The 20,007-nt window shown below is 66.3% G+C and carries 15 protein-coding genes and 1 tRNA gene; all 16 read left to right on the top strand.

Annotation, left to right across the window (positions count from 1 at the left end):
* Nucleotides 1-303: 303 nt before the first annotated feature.
* The 16 genes from ACIQHQ_RS24515 to tuf all read left to right on the top strand — a co-directional run bounded on the left by ACIQHQ_RS24515 (nucleotide 304) and on the right by tuf (nucleotide 19,853).
* Nucleotides 304-376: transfer RNA gene (locus ACIQHQ_RS24515), tRNA-Trp, on the top strand.
* A 108-nt stretch (nucleotides 377-484) separates the two neighbouring features.
* Nucleotides 485-769, top strand: coding sequence for a preprotein translocase subunit SecE (secE, locus tag ACIQHQ_RS24520; protein WP_104785540.1), 285 nt, complete (start codon nucleotides 485-487; stop codon nucleotides 767-769).
* Nucleotides 770-849: 80 nt separating this feature from the next.
* Nucleotides 850-1,674 (top strand): transcription termination/antitermination protein NusG, encoded by an 825-nt coding sequence (gene nusG, locus ACIQHQ_RS24525; protein WP_402615040.1) that lies wholly within the window; start codon nucleotides 850-852, stop codon nucleotides 1,672-1,674.
* Between the two features lie 169 nt (nucleotides 1,675-1,843).
* The gene (gene rplK, locus ACIQHQ_RS24530) at nucleotides 1,844-2,278 is read left to right on the top strand and encodes a 50S ribosomal protein L11 (RefSeq protein ID WP_003992325.1); all 435 of its coding nucleotides are present in this window, start codon (nucleotides 1,844-1,846) and stop codon (nucleotides 2,276-2,278) included.
* 76 nt (nucleotides 2,279-2,354) lie between these two features.
* Nucleotides 2,355-3,080: a 50S ribosomal protein L1 gene (rplA, locus tag ACIQHQ_RS24535; RefSeq protein ID WP_283973860.1), complete on the top strand. Its 726-nt coding sequence runs from the start codon at nucleotides 2,355-2,357 to the stop codon at nucleotides 3,078-3,080.
* A gap of 129 nt (nucleotides 3,081-3,209) precedes the next feature.
* Nucleotides 3,210-4,064: a hypothetical protein gene (locus ACIQHQ_RS24540; RefSeq protein ID WP_402615045.1), complete on the top strand. Its 855-nt coding sequence runs from the start codon at nucleotides 3,210-3,212 to the stop codon at nucleotides 4,062-4,064.
* 92 nt (nucleotides 4,065-4,156) lie between these two features.
* The gene (locus ACIQHQ_RS24545) at nucleotides 4,157-4,984 is read left to right on the top strand and encodes a DUF1396 domain-containing protein (protein ID WP_402615048.1); all 828 of its coding nucleotides are present in this window, start codon (nucleotides 4,157-4,159) and stop codon (nucleotides 4,982-4,984) included.
* A 308-nt stretch (nucleotides 4,985-5,292) separates the two neighbouring features.
* Nucleotides 5,293-5,823: a 50S ribosomal protein L10 gene (rplJ, locus tag ACIQHQ_RS24550; RefSeq protein ID WP_030839726.1), complete on the top strand. Its 531-nt coding sequence runs from the start codon at nucleotides 5,293-5,295 to the stop codon at nucleotides 5,821-5,823.
* A gap of 114 nt (nucleotides 5,824-5,937) precedes the next feature.
* Entirely contained in the window at nucleotides 5,938-6,321 is a 384-nt protein-coding gene (gene rplL / locus ACIQHQ_RS24555) for a 50S ribosomal protein L7/L12 (protein ID WP_031141278.1), read from the top strand.
* A 569-nt stretch (nucleotides 6,322-6,890) separates the two neighbouring features.
* The gene (gene rpoB / locus ACIQHQ_RS24560; RefSeq protein WP_402615051.1) at nucleotides 6,891-10,376 is read left to right on the top strand and encodes a DNA-directed RNA polymerase subunit beta; all 3,486 of its coding nucleotides are present in this window, start codon (nucleotides 6,891-6,893) and stop codon (nucleotides 10,374-10,376) included.
* A 94-nt stretch (nucleotides 10,377-10,470) separates the two neighbouring features.
* The gene (locus ACIQHQ_RS24565; protein WP_402615054.1) at nucleotides 10,471-14,370 is read left to right on the top strand and encodes a DNA-directed RNA polymerase subunit beta'; all 3,900 of its coding nucleotides are present in this window, start codon (nucleotides 10,471-10,473) and stop codon (nucleotides 14,368-14,370) included.
* A gap of 277 nt (nucleotides 14,371-14,647) precedes the next feature.
* Entirely contained in the window at nucleotides 14,648-15,169 is a 522-nt protein-coding gene (locus ACIQHQ_RS24570; RefSeq protein ID WP_402615056.1) for a DUF1707 and DUF4190 domain-containing protein, read from the top strand.
* 323 nt (nucleotides 15,170-15,492) lie between these two features.
* Complete coding sequence (gene rpsL, locus ACIQHQ_RS24575; protein ID WP_003948652.1) at nucleotides 15,493-15,864, top strand: 30S ribosomal protein S12; 372 nt, start codon at nucleotides 15,493-15,495, stop codon at nucleotides 15,862-15,864.
* 2 nt (nucleotides 15,865-15,866) lie between these two features.
* On the top strand, nucleotides 15,867-16,337 hold the full coding sequence (rpsG, locus tag ACIQHQ_RS24580) for a 30S ribosomal protein S7 (RefSeq protein ID WP_003992340.1): 471 nt from the start codon (nucleotides 15,867-15,869) through the stop codon (nucleotides 16,335-16,337).
* A gap of 39 nt (nucleotides 16,338-16,376) precedes the next feature.
* A complete protein-coding gene (gene fusA / locus ACIQHQ_RS24585) occupies nucleotides 16,377-18,503 on the top strand; it encodes an elongation factor G (protein WP_402615059.1) in 2,127 nt (708 codons plus the stop codon).
* Nucleotides 18,504-18,659: 156 nt separating this feature from the next.
* The gene (gene tuf, locus ACIQHQ_RS24590) at nucleotides 18,660-19,853 is read left to right on the top strand and encodes an elongation factor Tu (protein WP_184987131.1); all 1,194 of its coding nucleotides are present in this window, start codon (nucleotides 18,660-18,662) and stop codon (nucleotides 19,851-19,853) included.
* Nucleotides 19,854-20,007 lie beyond the last annotated feature (154 nt).

The following is a 20,007-nucleotide window of genomic DNA, read 5'->3' on the forward strand; positions in this document are numbered from 1 at the left end:
CCCCATCGTTTCAGACCGGAAACGCGCGCGGCACAGGGGTTTCACAGACTGAACAACGTCGGGCAGACCCCTGAACAACAGTGCGGATCGCCTGCACGGCCTGGGCGGCCTTCAGCGAATTCACGTCAGTCCGGCCCCCGCTCCCGAGGCGATCTTCCGCCAACGAGCCCTGCGCCGCGCCCTTTCTGTTCGACGACCGGCCGCCGAGCACGTACACTCTCACCTCGTTGGCCTTCAGCAGGCCGCGCCCGTTCGGTGCACACCAAGCATCCGGATGGATGCGGTACGTTGGGGGACACACAAAGGGTCGTAGCTCAATTGGTAGAGCACTGGTCTCCAAAACCAGCGGTTGGGGGTTCAAGTCCCTCCGGCCCTGCTACACACTCCATCGCCAGGATGTGTGCGCATGTACGTACAGCAATGCACCGCCGTGCGGCTCAGACCGGGCGCGGCACGGCCACGACCCGGAATCAGGTGAGGACGAGTGACGGACGCCGTGGGCTCCATCGACATGCCTGATGCCCAGGACGAGGCGCCGGAGTCCAAGAAGGCTCGCAAGGGCGGCAAGCGCGGAAAGAAGGGCCCGCTGAAGCGGCTCGCCCTCTTCTACCGCCAGATCGTCGCGGAACTGCGCAAGGTCGTCTGGCCGACCCGTAACCAGCTGACGACCTACACGACCGTGGTGATCATCTTCGTCGTCATCATGATCGGCCTGGTCACCGTGATTGACTATGGGCTCAGCAACGCAGCCAAGTACGTGTTCGGCTGAGCAGTCCGCGAAGAGCGCCGAGGTACCCGGCGCTCCTTTCGCATGTTCCACCCCTATGTATCCAGGAAGAAGCAGCCACCGTGTCTGACCCGAACGTGAACGACGCCATCGAGCCTGTCGAGTCCGTCGAGGACGAGCTCGACGTCGTCGAGGGCGCGGACAGCGAGGACACCGAGGCCTCCGCCGAGGTCGAGGCTGCCGACGCCGTCGCGGACGACGCCGCCGAGGCGGAGACCGAGGACGGCGAAGAGGCCGCGGAAGAACTCGAGGAAGAGCCCGAGGACGACCGCGACCCGATCGAGAAGCTCCGCGAGGAACTGCGGGTCCTGCCCGGCGAGTGGTACGTCATCCACACCTACGCCGGCTACGAGAACCGCGTGAAGACCAACCTGGAGCAGCGCGCCGTCTCGCTGAACGTCGAGGACTACATCTTCCAGGCCGAGGTGCCGCAGGAAGAGGTCGTCCAGATCAAGAACGGCGACCGCAAGACGATCAAGCAGAACAAGCTTCCGGGCTACGTCCTCGTCCGCATGGACCTGACGAACGAGTCCTGGGGCGTCGTCCGCAACACCCCCGGCGTCACCGGCTTCGTGGGCAACGCCTACGACCCGTACCCGCTGACCCTGGACGAGATCGTCAAGATGCTCGCCCCCGAGGCCGAGGAGAAGGCCGCCCGCGAGGCCGCCGAGGCCGAGGGCAAGCCGGCTCCGCAGCGCAAGGTCGAGGTCCAGGTGCTGGACTTCGAGGTGGGCGACTCGGTCACCGTCACCGACGGCCCGTTCGCCACGCTGCAGGCGACCATCAACGAGATCAACCCGGACTCGAAGAAGGTCAAGGGTCTCGTGGAGATCTTCGGCCGTGAGACGCCGGTCGAGCTCTCCTTCGACCAGATCCAGAAGAACTAACCGCTTCTGGACGCACCGCTTCCGAACAGGTCAGACAGGCCTCACAGCCCGTCTGACCTGCTCGGTTTTTGGCCGCACATGGATACCCGTTATCGTTGTGCGGTATGCCTCCATCCGGATGATCCGGTTCGGAGGCTGAAAAACTCTCACTAGGACCCGGAGAGAGCACATGCCTCCCAAGAAGAAGAAGGTCACGGGGCTCATCAAGCTCCAGATCCAGGCCGGTGCCGCCAACCCGGCTCCGCCGGTCGGCCCCGCGCTGGGTCAGCACGGCGTGAACATCATGGAGTTCTGCAAGGCCTACAACGCCGCGACCGAGTCGCAGCGTGGCTGGGTGATCCCGGTGGAGATCACGGTCTACGAAGACCGTTCCTTCACCTTCATCACCAAGACGCCGCCGGCCGCGAAGATGATCCTGAAGGCCGCGGGCATCGAGAAGGGCTCGGGCGAGCCGCACAAGACCAAGGTCGCGAAGATCACGCGTGACCAGGTCCGCGAGATCGCCACGACCAAGATGCCCGACCTCAACGCCAACGACCTGGACGCCGCCGAGAAGATCATCGCCGGCACCGCCCGTTCCATGGGCGTCACGGTCGAGGGCTGAGCCCCAACCCCATCAGCAGAAGTGGCAGGGCCTGCTCGGCCCGGACCACGACTCCTAAGAATCCACAGGAGCAGTAGTGAGCAAGCGCAGCAAGTCCCTTCGCGCTGCGGACGCCAAGGTCGACCGGGAGAAGCTCTACGCCCCGCTCGAGGCCGTCCGTCTCGCCAAGGAGACCTCCACGACCAAGTTCGACGGCACCGTCGAGGTCGCCTTCCGTCTGGGTGTCGACCCGCGCAAGGCCGACCAGATGGTCCGTGGCACCGTGAACCTCCCGCACGGCACCGGTAAGACCGCCCGGGTCCTGGTCTTCGCGACCGGTGACCGTGCCGAGGCCGCTCGTGCCGCGGGCGCCGACATCGTCGGCGCCGACGAGCTCATCGACGAGGTGTCGAAGGGCCGTCTGGACTTCGACGCCGTCGTCGCCACCCCGGACCTCATGGGCAAGGTCGGCCGCCTCGGCCGTGTGCTCGGTCCGCGTGGTCTGATGCCGAACCCGAAGACCGGCACCGTCACCCCCGACGTCACCAAGGCCGTGACCGAGATCAAGGGTGGCAAGATCGAGTTCCGCGTCGACAAGCACTCGAACCTGCACTTCATCATCGGCAAGACGTCGTTCGACGACACCAAGCTGGTGGAGAACTACGGCGCGGCGCTGGAGGAGATCCTCCGTCTGAAGCCCTCCGCCGCCAAGGGTCGCTACATCAAGAAGGCCGCCATCAGCACCACGATGGGCCCCGGCATTCCGGTCGACTCCAACCGCACCCGCAACCTCCTCGTCGAGGAGGACCCGGCTGCGGTCTGAGCCTGACGGCTCACCCAACCGGTCACGGGCCCCGCACCTCTCACAGGTGCGGGGCCCGTTCCCTTTTTCCGGTACGTACGCCGGTGGCCTGGGTTAACGTGCGGGAACCGGATGCGAACGGGGGGACGTATGCAGGGCACGACCGTGCGCCGCGTGGGCCTGGTGCTCGTGGCGACCGCGCTGACGGGGGTGGCCTCCTGCACCTCTCAGGACTCCTCCGACGGACCCGGCCAGAACGACCGTGCTGGGCGCGGCCGGTCCCCGGCGGCCCTGCGCTCGGCCGAACGCGCCACCGAGCAGGCGGCGTCCGCCCGGGTCGAGTCCACGACGACCATGGGCTCCCTGATGTCCATGACCGCCGCCGGCACGCTCGGCTGGAGCGACGGCATCTCCGGCACCCTCACCATCACCTACACCGGCGGCACCATGGCCGACACCATGCGCCGGCTGGGCAGCACCTCGATGGAGGCCCGGTACCTGCCCGACGCGTACTACGCGCGGATGGGCGAGAAGTTCGCGGAGCAGGCCGGCGGCAAGCACTGGATCCGGTACGCCTACGAGGATCTCGAAGCCCTCACCGGCGGCTCGGGCGGCCGACTCGGCGACCAGATGCGCAGCACGACGCCCAATCAGTCCGTGAAGCTCCTGCTGTCCTCCGGCGACGTCAGGAAGATCGGCGAGGAAACCGTCCGCGGCCGGACCGCCACGCACTGGTCGGGCACCGTGGCGGCGGCCGACGTCGCCGATGCCGGCCTGAGGAAGCAGCTCACCGAGGCGGGTGTCACCACCGAGACGGTCGACATCTGGGTCGACAAGCGGAACCTGCTGGTCAAGAAGGTGGAGAAGGCGCGGATGGCCACGGGCCTGATGACCCAGACCGCGCACTACACCGACTACGGCGTGGCGGTCCGGGCCGAGCGGCCCCCGCAGTCCGACACCGGGGACTTCGAGGACCTGATGCGGAAGCAGTCCGGTACGTCCTGAGCCCTGCCTTATCGGATAGATCACTTGTGTGCGCCTGAGATAGGCTCGCGGCCTTGCTGTGAAGCAAGCATGTATTCCTTGGGGGGAATCCGATGAAGAAGTCCATACCTGCCGCCGGCCTGGGCGCTCTGCTTCTCGCCGCCGGTGCCGTCGGCTGCGGTTCCGAGGAGTCGCCGGAGATGACGCCCGCGGCGGCCGTCGCCAAGGCGGCGAAGAACACGGAGGACATCACGTCCCTCCAGTACCGCATGAAGGGCTCGGTCCCCGAGTCCGGTCGGGTCGAGGGCGAGGCCTCCATGCGCCTGAAGCCCACGATCGCCATGAGCATGAAGATGCAGGCCCCCGACCAGGCGGCGGGCGAGACCGTGGAGATCCGTCTCGTCGACAAGGCCATGTACCTCGGCGGGGGAGCCGAGATGGCCAAGGAGATGGACGGCAAGCGCTGGCTGAAGTTCGACCTGTCCGGCTCCGACGCCGCCAAGGACCTGGACCGGATGGGGTCCACGAGCCAGGCCGAGCAGAACCCGGCGGCTGAGTCCACCTTCCTCACGGGCGCCAAGGACGTGAAGGAGGTCGGCAGCGAGAAGGTCGACGGAGTCGAGACCACCCATTACACGGGCACGGTCACCCTCGCCGACCTGCGCGCTTCGCTGAAGGACGAGAAGGCGGAGACCCGCAAGCAGCGCGAGAAGAGCATCAAGCAGTACGAGAAGCTCGGCGTCGACAAGTTCACGATGGACATGTGGGTCGACGGCGAGGACCACACCAAGCAGTTCCGCATGAAGGGCCAGGCCGACAAGGGCCCCATGGACATGACGATCACCTTCCTCGACTACAACAAGCCGGTCACCGTCGCGGCCCCGCCGGCCAAGGACGTCGCGGACCTGGGCGAGATGTTCAAGGAGCTGGAGCAGGGCTGAACCGCCCCGCGCTGATCAGCCGTACGGGCGGATTTGCTTGACGGCGATCCGTTCCCGTACTCTCCTACAGAAGCCAAAGACCGCTGGTCGTTACCGCGCGCTCATCAGAGGGTGCGGTGGCCGAAGGATCCGCTGAACGGCGGACGACCCGCGCAGGTGACACTGGAGAAGCTCCCGGAGTCCGCCGCCTCGTGTGTGCGTGAATCCGGTCGAGCTACGCCCCGTGCGCTTGCGCCGGGGCGTTTCGTTTTCCCCAGTCCTCCTTCGGGTCCGCGCGGTCCGAATCACCCGGAAGGAGGCCGAGGCTCATGGCGAGGCCAGACAAGGTCGATGCCGTCGAGGAGATGCGGGAGAAGTTCCGCAACTCCAACGCTGCTGTCGTTACCGCGTACACCGGTCTCACCGTCGCGCAGCTCCAGCAGCTGCGTCGTTCACTCGGTGAGAACGCTCAGTACCGTGTGGCGAAGAACACGCTGACCAAGATTGCGGCCAACGAGGCCGGGATCACGACGCTGGACGACCTCTTTGCGGGTTCGTCGGCCGTCGCCTTCGTGACCGGTGACCCGGTCGAGGCGGCGAAGGGTCTCCGTGACTTCGCCAAGGACAACCCCAACCTCGTCATCAAGGGCGGCGTCCTTGACGGCAAGGCGATGTCCGCCGATGAGATCAAGAAGCTTGCGGACCTCGAGTCCCGCGAGGTTCTGCTCTCCAAGCTGGCGGGTGCCTTCAAGGGCAAGCAGTCCCAGGCTGCTCAGCTCTTCCAGGCGCTTCCCTCGAAGCTCGTCCGCACCGTGGACGCGCTCCGTGCCAAGCAGGACGAGCAGGGCGGTGCCGAGTAACTCGGCTCGCATCCCGGCCGCCGCTGCCTGAACGCGGCGACCGTCGCGGGCCAGTAGTACGCCCGCCTCACATGTACATCCGGCACCTGCCGATTTAGTGGAAGGACCGCCATCATGGCGAAGCTCAGCCAGGAAGACCTGCTCGCGCAGTTCGAGGAGATGACCCTCATCGAGCTCTCCGAGTTCGTGAAGGCGTTCGAGGAGAAGTTCGACGTCACCGCCGCCGCGGCCGTCGCCGTCGCCGGCCCGGCCGGTCCGGCCGCCCCGGCCGAGGCCGCTGAGGAGCAGGACGAGTTCGACGTCATCCTCACCGGTGCCGGCGACAAGAAGATCCAGGTCATCAAGGTCGTGCGTGAGCTGACCTCCCTGGGTCTGAAGGAGGCCAAGGACCTCGTGGACGGCGCCCCGAAGCCCGTTCTCGAGAAGGTCGCCAAGGACGCCGCCGAGAAGGCCGCCGAGTCCCTCAAGGGCGCCGGCGCCTCCGTCGAGGTCAAGTAAGACCCTCGGATCCGTCAGGATCCGCAACACGTCCGGCTGGACGTGTAACGCGTAAGCGCGGAAGAGCGATCATCCATCCGGGTGGTCGCTCTTCGGCGTTCTCGGGGGTCGGCCGCGGTTGCCTTGAACCCTCTGTGACGGGGGGTATGGTGATCTTCGTCGTGCCCCCGGGCGGCTCCGGATCGGGCAGGGGGGCCTTGACGAACCGCACGCAGCGCGCAATTCTCAGGACGCGTCGTCACAGGATCCGAATCCGAGGCATGGATCGGCGACGAAGAGGGCAGTATCAACGTGCGTTGAGGGCAGCGCCGTGTCGCAGGAGTGGAACAACGAGGGTGAACACGGGTTTCACAACCCGCACTGGACATCAGTGTGCCAAGTGGCTACACTGACCCTTTGCGCTGCCTGTTAGCTGTCCCCTGCCCGTCACCAGGGGTCTGCCCTCGCCCGAGCATCGACGACAAGACCTGTTGACCTGGCCTTTGGCCGGATCGGCGCGGCTTGTCTCCGTGTACGGGAGAGGGGCCGGTACGCGCGTAGTGAGTCCGAGCCCTCGGAAGGACCCCCTCTTGGCCGCCTCGCGCAACGCCTCGACCGCGAATACGAACAACGCCGCCAGCACTGCCCCGCTGCGCATCTCTTTTGCAAAGATCAAGGAGCCTCTCGAGGTTCCGAACCTGCTCGCGCTGCAGACCGAGAGCTTCGACTGGCTCCTCGGCAACACCGCCTGGCAGAGTCGGGTCGAGGAGGCTCTCGAGAACGGTCAGGACGTCCCCACCAAGTCCGGGCTCGAGGAGATCTTCGAGGAGATCTCCCCGATCGAGGACTTCAGCGGGTCGATGTCGCTGACCTTCCGCGACCACCGCTTCGAGCCGCCGAAGAACTCCATCGACGAGTGCAAGGACCGCGACTTCACGTACGCGGCCCCGCTCTTCGTCACCGCCGAGTTCACGAACAACGAGACCGGCGAGATCAAGTCCCAGACGGTCTTCATGGGCGACTTCCCGCTCATGACGAACAAGGGCACCTTCGTCATCAACGGCACCGAGCGTGTCGTGGTGTCGCAGCTCGTCCGTTCGCCCGGTGTCTACTTCGACTCCTCCATCGACAAGACGTCCGACAAGGACATCTTCTCCGCGAAGATCATCCCGTCCCGGGGTGCCTGGCTGGAGATGGAGATCGACAAGCGCGACATGGTCGGTGTCCGCATCGACCGCAAGCGCAAGCAGTCCGTCACCGTCCTGCTCAAGGCGCTCGGCTGGACCACCGAGCAGATCCTCGAGGAGTTCGGCGAGTACGAGTCGATGCGCGCCACCCTGGAGAAGGACCACACCCAGGGCCAGGACGACGCGCTGCTCGACATCTACCGCAAGCTGCGTCCGGGCGAGCCCCCCACGCGTGAGGCCGCGCAGACGCTGCTGGAGAACCTGTACTTCAACCCCAAGCGCTACGACCTGGCCAAGGTCGGCCGCTACAAGGTCAACAAGAAGCTGGGTGCGGACGCTCCGCTGGACGCGGGGATCCTGACCGTCGAGGACATCATCTCGACGATCAAGTACCTGGTGAAGCTGCACGCGGGCGAGACCGAGACGGTCGGCGACAGTGGTACGAACATCGTCGTCGAGACCGACGACATCGACCACTTCGGCAACCGCCGCCTGCGCAGCGTCGGCGAGCTCATCCAGAACCAGGTCCGTACGGGTCTGGCGCGTATGGAGCGTGTCGTCCGCGAGCGGATGACGACCCAGGACGTCGAGGCGATCACGCCGCAGACCCTGATCAACATCCGGCCGGTCGTCGCCTCCATCAAGGAGTTCTTCGGCACCAGCCAGCTGTCGCAGTTCATGGACCAGAACAACCCGCTGTCGGGTCTCACCCACAAGCGCCGTCTGTCGGCGCTTGGCCCGGGTGGTCTCTCCCGTGAGCGGGCCGGCTTCGAGGTCCGTGACGTGCACCCCTCGCACTACGGCCGCATGTGCCCGATCGAGACGCCCGAAGGCCCGAACATCGGTCTGATCGGCTCGCTCGCCTCCTACGGCCGGGTCAACGCGTTCGGTTTCGTCGAGACCCCCTACCGCAAGGTCATCGACGGCCAGGTCACCGACGACGTCGACTACCTGACCGCCGACGAGGAGGACCGCTTCGTCATCGCGCAGGCGAACGCCACGCTGGGTGACGACATGCGGTTCGCCGAGGCCCGGGTGCTCGTCCGCCGCAAGGGCGGCGAGGTCGACTACGTCGGCCCCGAGGACGTGGACTACATGGACGTCTCGCCGCGCCAGATGGTGTCGGTCGCGACGGCCATGATCCCCTTCCTCGAGCACGACGACGCCAACCGTGCCCTCATGGGCGCGAACATGATGCGTCAGGCCGTGCCGCTGATTAAGTCCGAGGCCCCACTCGTCGGTACCGGCATGGAGTACCGCTCCGCGGTCGACGCCGGCGACGTGGTCAAGGCCGAGAAGGCCGGTGTGGTCCAGGAGGTCTCCGCGGACTACATCACCACCGCCAACGACGACGGCACGTACATCACGTACCGCCTGGCCAAGTTCGCCCGCTCCAACCAGGGCACCTCGGTCAACCAGAAGGTCATCGTCAACGAGGGCGACCGGATCATCGAGGGCCAGGTCCTGGCCGACGGTCCGGCCACCGAGAACGGCGAGATGGCGCTCGGCAAGAACCTGCTCGTGGCGTTCATGCCGTGGGAGGGTCACAACTACGAGGACGCGATCATCCTGTCGCAGCGCCTCGTGCAGGACGACGTCCTCTCCTCGATCCACATCGAGGAGCACGAGGTCGACGCCCGTGACACCAAGCTCGGCCCCGAGGAGATCACCCGGGACATCCCGAACGTCTCCGAGGAGGTCCTCGCCGACCTCGACGAGCGCGGCATCATCCGCATCGGTGCCGAGGTCGTCGCCGGCGACATCCTCGTCGGTAAGGTCACGCCCAAGGGTGAGACCGAGCTGACGCCGGAAGAGCGCCTGCTGCGCGCCATCTTCGGTGAGAAGGCCCGTGAGGTCCGTGACACCTCGCTGAAGGTGCCGCACGGCGAGATCGGCAAGGTCATCGGCGTCCGCGTCTTCGACCGCGAGGAGGGCGACGAGCTTCCCCCCGGTGTGAACCAGCTGGTGCGCGTGTACGTCGCGCAGAAGCGGAAGATCACCGACGGTGACAAGCTCGCCGGCCGTCACGGCAACAAGGGCGTCATCTCGAAGATCCTGCCGATCGAGGACATGCCGTTCCTGGAGGACGGCACTCCGGTCGACATCATCCTCAACCCGCTCGGTGTGCCGTCCCGAATGAACCCGGGGCAGGTCCTGGAGATCCACCTCGGCTGGCTCGCCAGCCGCGGCTGGGACGTCTCCGGGCTCGCGGACGACTGGGCTCAGCGCCTGCAGGCCATCGAGGCCGACCAGGTCGCGCCGGGCACGAACGTCGCCACCCCCGTCTTCGACGGTGCGCGTGAGGACGAGCTGGCCGGTCTGCTGAACCACACCATCCCGAACCGCGACGGCGAGCGCATGGTGCTCCCGACCGGTAAGGCGCCGCTGTTCGACGGCCGCTCCGGCGAGCCGTTCCCGGAGCCGATCTCGGTCGGCTACATGTACATCCTCAAGCTGCACCACCTGGTCGACGACAAGCTGCACGCCCGGTCGACCGGTCCGTACTCGATGATCACCCAGCAGCCGCTGGGTGGTAAGGCCCAGTTCGGTGGCCAGCGCTTCGGTGAGATGGAGGTGTGGGCGCTGGAGGCTTACGGCGCCGCGTACGCCCTCCAGGAGCTGCTGACCATCAAGTCCGACGACGTCACCGGCCGCGTGAAGGTCTACGAGGCCATCGTCAAGGGCGAGAACATTCCCGAGCCCGGCATCCCCGAGTCCTTCAAGGTGCTCATCAAGGAGATGCAGTCCCTGTGCCTCAACGTGGAGGTGCTGTCCTCGGACGGCATGTCCATCGAGATGCGCGACACCGACGAGGACGTCTTCCGCGCTGCGGAGGAGCTTGGCATCGACCTGTCCCGGCGTGAGCCGAGCAGCGTCGAAGAGGTCTGACGGGAGTTCGGAGGCCTTCGTCATGAAGGCCTCCGGCCCCAGGACCCCCGTATCAGACCCCATGACTTACAACCCTGAGAGGGATTGACGCATAGTGCTCGACGTCAACTTCTTCGACGAGCTCCGGATCGGTCTGGCCACCGCTGACGACATCCGTCAGTGGAGCCACGGCGAGGTCAAGAAGCCCGAGACGATCAACTACCGCACGCTCAAGCCCGAAAAGGACGGACTCTTCTGCGAGAAGATCTTCGGTCCGACCCGGGACTGGGAGTGCTACTGCGGCAAGTACAAGCGTGTCCGCTTCAAGGGCATCATCTGTGAGCGGTGTGGCGTCGAGGTCACCCGCGCCAAGGTGCGCCGTGAGCGGATGGGCCACATCGAGCTCGCCGCCCCGGTCACCCACATCTGGTACTTCAAGGGCGTCCCGTCGCGTCTGGGCTACCTGCTCGACCTGGCCCCCAAGGACCTCGAGAAGGTCATCTACTTCGCGGCGTACATGATCACGTACGTCGACGAGGAGCGCCGTACGCGTGACCTGCCCTCGCTGGAGGCCCACGTCTCCGTCGAGCGCCAGCAGATCGAGCAGCGCCGCGACGCCGACCTGGAGGCCCGCGCCAAGAAGCTCGAGACCGACCTGGCCGAGCTGGAGGCCGAGGGCGCCAAGGCCGACGTGCGCCGCAAGGTGCGCGAGGGTGCCGAGCGCGAGATGAAGCAGCTGCGCGACCGTGCGCAGCGCGAGATCGACCGCCTCGACGAGGTGTGGAACCGCTTCAAGAACCTCAAGGTCCAGGACCTCGAGGGCGACGAGCTGCTCTACCGCGAACTGCGTGACCGCTTCGGCACGTACTTCGACGGCTCGATGGGTGCCGCGGCGCTGCAGAAGCGTCTGGAGTCCTTCGACCTCGACGAGGAGGCCGAGCGCCTCCGCGAGATCATCCGCACCGGCAAGGGCCAGAAGAAGACCCGTGCGCTCAAGCGCCTGAAGGTCGTCTCCGCGTTCCTGCAGACCAGCAACAGCCCCAAGGGCATGGTGCTGGACTGCGTGCCGGTCATCCCGCCGGACCTTCGCCCGATGGTGCAGCTGGACGGTGGCCGCTTCGCGACCTCCGACCTGAACGACCTGTACCGCCGTGTGATCAACCGGAACAACCGACTGAAGCGCCTTCTCGACCTCGGTGCGCCCGAGATCATCGTGAACAACGAGAAGCGCATGCTCCAGGAGGCCGTCGACGCGCTGTTCGACAACGGCCGCCGTGGTCGCCCGGTCACCGGTCCCGGTAACCGCCCGCTGAAGTCCCTCAGCGACATGCTGAAGGGCAAGCAGGGTCGCTTCCGTCAGAACCTGCTCGGTAAGCGTGTGGACTACTCCGCGCGTTCCGTGATCGTCGTCGGTCCGCAGCTGAAGCTGCACCAGTGCGGTCTGCCGAAGGCGATGGCGCTGGAGCTCTTCAAGCCGTTCGTGATGAAGCGCCTGGTGGACCTGAACCACGCGCAGAACATCAAGAGCGCCAAGCGCATGGTCGAGCGCGGCCGCACGGTCGTGTACGACGTGCTGGAAGAGGTCATCGCGGAGCACCCGGTTCTGCTGAACCGTGCGCCCACGCTGCACCGCCTCGGTATCCAGGCCTTCGAGCCGCAGCTGGTCGAGGGCAAGGCCATCCAGATCCACCCGCTCGTCTGCACCGCGTTCAACGCGGACTTCGACGGTGACCAGATGGCCGTGCACCTGCCGCTGTCCGCGGAGGCGCAGGCCGAGGCCCGCATCCTGATGCTGTCCTCGAACAACATCCTCAAGCCGGCCGACGGCCGCCCGGTGACGATGCCGACCCAGGACATGGTCCTCGGTCTGTTCTTCCTCACCACCGACGGCGAGATGCGCGACCTCAAGGGCGAGGGCCGTTCCTTCTCCTCGGTCGCCGAGGCGATCATGGCCTTCGACGCGGGCGAGCTGTCGCTCCAGTCGAGGATCGACGTCCGCTTCCCGGTCGGCACCATCCCGCCGCGTGGCTGGACCCCGCCGGCGCGTGAGGAGGGCGAGCCCGAGTGGCAGCAGGGTGACAGCTTCCGGCTGAACACCACCCTGGGCCGTGCGCTCTTCAACGAGCTGCTGCCCGAGGACTACCCGTTCGTCGACTACGAGGTCGGCAAGAAGCAGCTCTCGGAGATCGTCAACGACCTCGCCGAGCGCTACCCGAAGGTCATCGTGGCGGCGACGCTCGACAACCTGAAGGCGTCCGGCTTCTACTGGGCCACCCGTTCCGGCGTGACCGTGGCCATCTCCGACGTCGTCGTTCCCGAGGCGAAGAAGGAGATCGTCAAGGGCTACGAGGCGCAGGACGAGAAGGTCCAGAAGCAGTACGAGCGCGGTCTGATCACCAAGGACGAGCGCACGCAGGAGCTCATCGCGATCTGGACCAAGGCGACCAACGAGGTCGCCGAGGCGATGAACGACAACTTCCCGAAGACCAACCCGATCTTCATGATGGTGAACTCGGGTGCACGAGGCAACATGATGCAGATGCGTCAGATCGCCGGTATGCGTGGTCTGGTGTCGAACGCGAAGAACGAGACGATCCCGCGTCCGATCAAGGCCTCCTTCCGTGAGGGCCTGTCCGTGCTGGAGTACTTCATCTCCACGCACGGTGCCCGTAAGGGTCTGGCGGACACCGCTCTGCGTACCGCCGACTCGGGTTACCTCACGCGTCGTCTGGTCGACGTCTCCCAGGACGTCATCATTCGCGAGGAGGACTGCGGCACCGAGCGCGGTCTGCGTCTGAAGATCGCCGACCGGAACGCCGAGGGCACGCTGGTCAAGACGGAGGACGTCGAGACCTCCGTGTACGCGCGCTGCCTCGCCGAGGACATCGTCGTCGACGGGCAGGTGCTGGCCCCGGCCGGTACCGACCTGGGCGACGTCCTCATCGAGGAGCTCGTGCGGCGCGGCGTCGAGGAGGTCAAGACCCGCTCGGTCCTGACCTGCGAGTCCGCCGTCGGCACCTGCGCGATGTGCTACGGCCGTTCGCTCGCCACCGGCAAGCTGGTCGACATCGGTGAGGCGGTCGGCATCATCGCCGCCCAGTCCATCGGTGAGCCCGGTACCCAGCTGACGATGCGTACCTTCCACACCGGTGGTGTGGCCGGTGACGACATCACCCAGGGTCTGCCGCGTGTCGTCGAGCTCTTCGAGGCCCGTACCCCGAAGGGTGTCGCCCCGATCTCCGAGGCCCAGGGCCGCGTGCGGATCGAGGAGACCGAGAAGACCAAGAAGATCGTCGTCACCCCGGACGACGGCAGCGACGAGACGGCGTTCCCGATCTCGAAGCGTGCCCGTCTCCTGGTCAGCGAGGGCGAGCACGTCGAGGTGGGCCAGAAGCTCACCGTGGGTGCCACCAACCCGCACGACGTGCTGCGCATCCTGGGCCAGCGTGCCGTCCAGGTCCACCTGGTCGGCGAGGTCCAGAAGGTCTACAACTCGCAGGGTGTGTCGATCCACGACAAGCACATCGAGATCATCATCCGGCAGATGCTCCGCCGTGTGACGATCATCGAGTCGGGCGACGCCGAGCTGCTGCCCGGCGAGCTGGTCGAGCGCTCGAAGTTCGAGACCGAGAACCGTCGTGTGGTCCAGGAGGGTGGTCACCCGGCCTCGGGTCGTCCGCAGCTCATGGGTATCACCAAGGCCTCGCTGGCGACGGAATCCTGGCTGTCGGCCGCCTCCTTCCAGGAGACGACCCGAGTCCTGACGGACGCGGCGATCAACGCCAAGTCCGACAGCCTCATCGGCCTCAAGGAGAACGTCATCATCGGTAAGCTCATCCCGGCCGGTACGGGTCTGTCCCGCTACCGCAACATCCGGGTCGAGCCGACCGAGGAGGCCAAGGCCGCGATGTACTCGGCCGTCGGCTACGACGACATCGACTACTCGCCGTTCGGCACGGGCTCCGGCCAGGCCGTTCCGCTGGAGGACTACGACTACGGTCCGTACAACCAGTAAGCGAGTCGCTTGAGTCGAAGGGCGGTCACCCTGCCGGGTGGCCGCCCTTCGGCGTTTTCCGCGGGCCGGTGTCCCGGGTGGGGCGGACTCGTACGCCGTCCCGGCGGGCCTGCGGCGCGTCCCGGGGAGTGCGGTGAGGCCGGGGCGCGTTCCCGTGCTGGGAGGGCGTCTGTCGGCTGTCTGGCCGACATGCGGTGCCTCCCTCGCCACGCACCGGTGCCGGAACCATGCGCCCGGGCGCATCATGGAAGGACTCCGGACCCCGGGGAGGTGCCCCGTGTCGCAGCCGCACTATCCGTCCTGGCAGCCCTGGCAGGGCTCCGGTGCTCCGTCGATGCTCGCGTCGCACGCGGATCGGGAGCGGGCCGTGGACGTGCTCAGAGCCGGGTACGGCGAAGGCCGGATGGAACGGGACGAGTTCGAGAAGCGGGTGGGGCGGGCGTACGCGGCGCGGACCGTGGGGGAGCTGGCGATGCTCGTCGCGGATCTGCCGCAGGGGCCGCTGTCGCAGCCGGCCTCGGTCGTGTCCGTGCCACCGGCGTTCCTGCCCGTGCCCCGCACGCGAACCAACGGGAAGGCCGTCGCGGCGGGCGTCTGCGGGCTGCTGTGCGTGCCGACCATGGGGCTGACCGGCATTCCGGCCGTCGTGCTGGGGCATGTGGCCCGGGCGGAGATCCGCAGCCGCGGAGAGCTGGGGGACGGGCTGGCGCTGACCGGACTGGTGCTCGGGTGGTTGTCCACGGCGGGTTGGGCACTCGTTCTGGTGTTGCTGACGGTCGTGTCCGTCGTAGCATCGTGAAGGTGTGTGCATATCGGACACACGCCACCGAATTGAAGATCGACAAGGGTCGGGGGGCTTGACATGTCCCGCGGGGCGATGCGGGCGGTGCCCATTTGTTTTGACCGCAGCGAATGCGGTAGGTACGCTCAGACCTTGTGCCTGGGGTGTGCCCTGGCTCGCGTGTGTGCCATGAACCGCACGGCGGGCTGACACCGGCCACCGCAATCTGCGCTTATTTCTGCCTGGCGGCGGGAGTCCGCGTGATTCGACACACCCGACCGCGTGGGTCGGAGGTGTTCCAGGTTAGCTTCACCATTCGGCACACAGAAACCGGAGAAGTAGTGCCTACGATCCAGCAGCTGGTCCGTAAGGGCCGGCAGGACAAGGTCGAGAAGAACAAGACGCCCGCACTCGAGGGTTCCCCTCAGCGTCGGGGCGTCTGCACGCGTGTGTTCACGACCACCCCGAAGAAGCCGAACTCGGCCCTGCGTAAGGTCGCGCGTGTGCGTCTGACCAGCGGGATCGAGGTCACCGCTTACATTCCGGGTGAGGGACACAACCTGCAGGAGCACTCCATCGTGCTCGTGCGCGGCGGCCGTGTGAAGGACCTGCCGGGTGTTCGCTACAAGATCATCCGTGGCTCCCTCGACACCCAGGGTGTCAAGAACCGCAAGCAGGCCCGTTCCCGCTACGGCGCCAAGAAGGAGAAGTAAGAATGCCTCGTAAGGGCCCCGCCCCGAAGCGCCCGGTCATCATCGACCCGGTCTACGGTTCTCCTCTGGTGACCTCCCTCATCAACAAGGTGCTGCTGAACGGCAAGCGCTCCACCGCCGAGCGCATCGTCTACGGCGCCATGGAGGGTCTGCGTGAGAAGACGGGCAACGACCCGATCATCACGCTGAAGCGCGCGCTGGAGAACATCAAGCCGACCCTCGAGGTCAAGTCCCGCCGTGTCGGTGGTGCGACGTACCAGGTTCCGATCGAGGTCAAGCCCGGTCGCGCCAACACGCTCGCGCTGCGCTGGCTGGTCGGTTACTCCCGCGCCCGTCGCGAGAAGACCATGACCGAGCGTCTGCTCAACGAGCTTCTCGACGCCTCCAACGGCCTCGGTGCCGCTGTGAAGAAGCGCGAGGACACCCACAAGATGGCCGAGTCCAACAAGGCCTTCGCGCACTACCGCTGGTAGTCGCTACCCACATCGAGACCGAGAGAAGACTGAAGCCTTATGGCTACCACTTCACTTGACCTGGCCAAGGTCCGCAACATCGGGATCATGGCCCACATCGACGCGGGCAAGACGACCACCACCGAGCGGATCCTGTTCTACACGGGCGTGTCGTACAAGATCGGTGAGGTCCACGACGGCGCTGCCACCATGGACTGGATGGAGCAGGAGCAGGAGCGTGGCATCACGATCACGTCTGCTGCGACCACCTGTCACTGGCCGCTCGAGGACAACGACTACACCATCAACATCATCGACACCCCGGGTCACGTCGACTTCACCGTCGAGGTGGAGCGCTCCCTGCGCGTGCTCGACGGTGCCGTGACGGTGTTCGACGGTGTCGCCGGTGTCGAGCCGCAGTCCGAGACGGTGTGGCGTCAGGCCGACCGTTACGGTGTGCCGCGTATCTGCTTCGTCAACAAGCTGGACCGTACCGGCGCCGAGTTCCACCGCTGCGTGGACATGATCTCGGACCGCCTGGGCGCGCAGCCGCTGGTCATGCAGCTGCCGATCGGTGCGGAGGCGGACTTCAAGGGCGTCATCGACCTCGTGACGATGAAGGCCCTGGTCTGGTCGGCCGAGGCGACCAAGGGTGAGATGTACGACACCGTCGACATCCCGGACACCCACGTCGAGGCTGCCGAGGAGTACCGCGGCAAGCTGCTCGAGGCCGTCGCCGAGAACGACGAAGAGCTGATGGAGCTGTACCTGGAGGGCACCGAGCCCACCGTGGAGCAGCTCTACGCCGCGATCCGCCGTATCACGATCGCGTCCGGCAAGGGCGGCGGCACCACCGTCACCCCCGTGTTCTGCGGCACCGCGTTCAAGAACAAGGGCGTTCAGCCCCTGCTCGACGCGGTCGTGCGCTACCTGCCCACTCCGCTCGACGTCGAGGCCATCGAGGGCCACGACGTCAAGGACCCGGAGCTGGTCGTCGCGCGCAAGCCGTCGGAGGACGAGCCCCTCGCCGCGCTCGCGTTCAAGATCATGAGCGACCCGCACCTCGGCAAGCTCACCTTCGTCCGGGTTTACTCGGGCCGCCTGGAGTCCGGCACCGCGGTGCTGAACTCCGTCAAGGGCAAGAAGGAGCGCATCGGCAAGATCTACCGCATGCACGCGAACAAGCGTGAGGAGATCGACTCGGTGGGCGCCGGCGACATCGTCGCCGTGATGGGCCTGAAGCAGACCACCACCGGTGAGACGCTGTCCGACGACAAGAACCCGGTGATCCTGGAGTCCATGGACTTCCCGGCGCCGGTCATCCAGGTCGCCATCGAGCCCAAGTCGAAGGGTGACCAGGAGAAGCTGGGCGTCGCGATCCAGCGCCTGGCCGAGGAGGACCCGTCCTTCCAGGTTCACTCGGACGAGGAGACCGGCCAGACCATCATCGGCGGTATGGGTGAACTGCACCTCGAGGTGCTGGTCGACCGTATGCGCCGTGAGTTCAAGGTCGAGGCCAACGTCGGCAAGCCGCAGGTCGCCTACCGTGAGACCATCCGCAAGGCGGTCGAGCGCGTCGACTACACGCACAAGAAGCAGACTGGTGGTACCGGCCAGTTCGCCAAGGTGCAGATCGCGATCGAGCCGATCGAGGGCGGCGACGCCTCGTACGAGTTCGTGAACAAGGTCACCGGTGGCCGTATCCCGAAGGAGTACATCCCTTCGGTGGACGCCGGTGCGCAGGAGGCCATGCAGTTCGGCATCCTCGCGGGCTACGAGATGACGGGCGTCCGCGTCACGCTCATCGACGGTGGCTACCACGAGGTCGACTCCTCCGAGCTCGCGTTCAAGATCGCCGGTTCGCAGGCCTTCAAGGAGGCCGCGCGCAAGGCCAGCCCCGTGCTGCTCGAGCCGATGATGGCCGTCGAGGTCACCACGCCCGAGGACTACATGGGCGAGGTCATCGGTGACATCAACTCCCGCCGTGGCCAGATCCAGGCCATGGAGGAGCGGGCGGGTGCCCGCGTCGTGAAGGGCCTCGTGCCCCTCTCGGAGATGTTCGGCTACGTCGGCGACCTGCGCAGCAAGACGTCCGGCCGTGCGAGCTACTCCATGCAGTTCGACTCCTACGCCGAGGTTCCGCGGAACGTCGCCGAGGAGATCATCGCGAAGGCCAAGGGCGAGTAACGCACCGCGTCTACACGCCGTAGGCTTGACTCCGGAGCCTTGAGGGGCATTCCGCCGCAATCGCGGTGCGAGTGCCCCGGGGCCCGGGCTTTCCAGCAAAGATCACCTGGCGCCGATGAGTAAGGCGTACCAGAACCACTCCCCAGGAGGACCCCCGTGGCGAAGGCGAAGTTCGAGCGGACTAAGCCGCACGTCAACATCGGCACCATCGGTCACATCGACCACGGTAAGACGACCCTCACGGCCGCCATTACCAAGGTGCTGCACGACGCGTACCCGGACCTGAACGAGGCCTCGGCCTTCGACCAGATCGACAAGGCTCCTGAAGAGCGCCAGCGCGGTATCACCATCTCCATCGCGCACGTCGAGTACCAGACCGAGACGCGTCACTACGCCCACGTCGACTGCCCCGGTCACGCGGACTACATCAAGAACATGATCACGGGTGCGGCGCAGATGGACGGCGCCATCCTCGTGGTCGCCGCCACCGACGGCCCGATGCCGCAGACCAAGGAGCACGTGCTCCTGGCCCGCCAGGTCGGCGTTCCGTACATCGTCGTCGCGCTGAACAAGGCCGACATGGTGGACGACGAGGAGATCCTGGAGCTCGTCGAGCTCGAGGTTCGTGAGCTCCTCTCCGAGTACGAGTTCCCGGGCGACGACCTGCCGGTCGTCAAGGTCTCGGCGCTCAAGGCCCTCGAGGGCGACAAGGAGTGGGGCAACTCCGTCCTCGAGCTCATGAAGGCCGTGGACGAGAACATCCCGCAGCCCGAGCGTGACGTCGACAAGCCGTTCCTCATGCCGATCGAGGACGTCTTCACGATCACCGGTCGCGGTACGGTCGTCACCGGCCGTATCGAGCGTGGTGTCCTCAAGGTCAACGAGACCGTTGACATCGTGGGCATCAAGCAGGAGAAGACCACCACCACGGTCACCGGCATCGAGATGTTCCGCAAGCTGCTCGACGAGGGCCAGGCCGGTGAGAACGTCGGTCTGCTCCTCCGTGGCATCAAGCGCGAGGACGTCGAGCGCGGCCAGGTCATCATCAAGCCGGGCTCGGTCACGCCGCACACCGAGTTCGAGGCGCAGGCCTACATCCTGTCCAAGGACGAGGGTGGCCGCCACACGCCGTTCTTCAACAACTACCGCCCGCAGTTCTACTTCCGTACGACGGACGTGACCGGCGTGGTGACCCTCCCCGAGGGCACCGAGATGGTCATGCCGGGTGACAACACCGAGATGAAGGTGGAGCTCATCCAGCCCGTCGCCATGGAAGAGGGCCTGAAGTTCGCCATCCGTGAGGGTGGCCGGACCGTGGGCGCCGGCCAGGTCACCAAGATCACCAAGTGAGTCCTCGGACTGGCTTGAGGGTCTACTGACCTGAGTGGCTCGAAGGGGCCCGTACGACTTCGGTCGTGCGGGTCCCTTTGCCGTGCCCGGGGTGGTCACGGCCTGTTCCGCACACGCGGGTGGTCGGGCTCACCGGCCCAGGGGGCGCAGCCAC

It is taken from the genome of Streptomyces sp. NPDC092370, from assembly GCF_044755265.1.
In the GTDB taxonomy this organism is placed as follows: domain Bacteria; phylum Actinomycetota; class Actinomycetes; order Streptomycetales; family Streptomycetaceae; genus Streptomyces.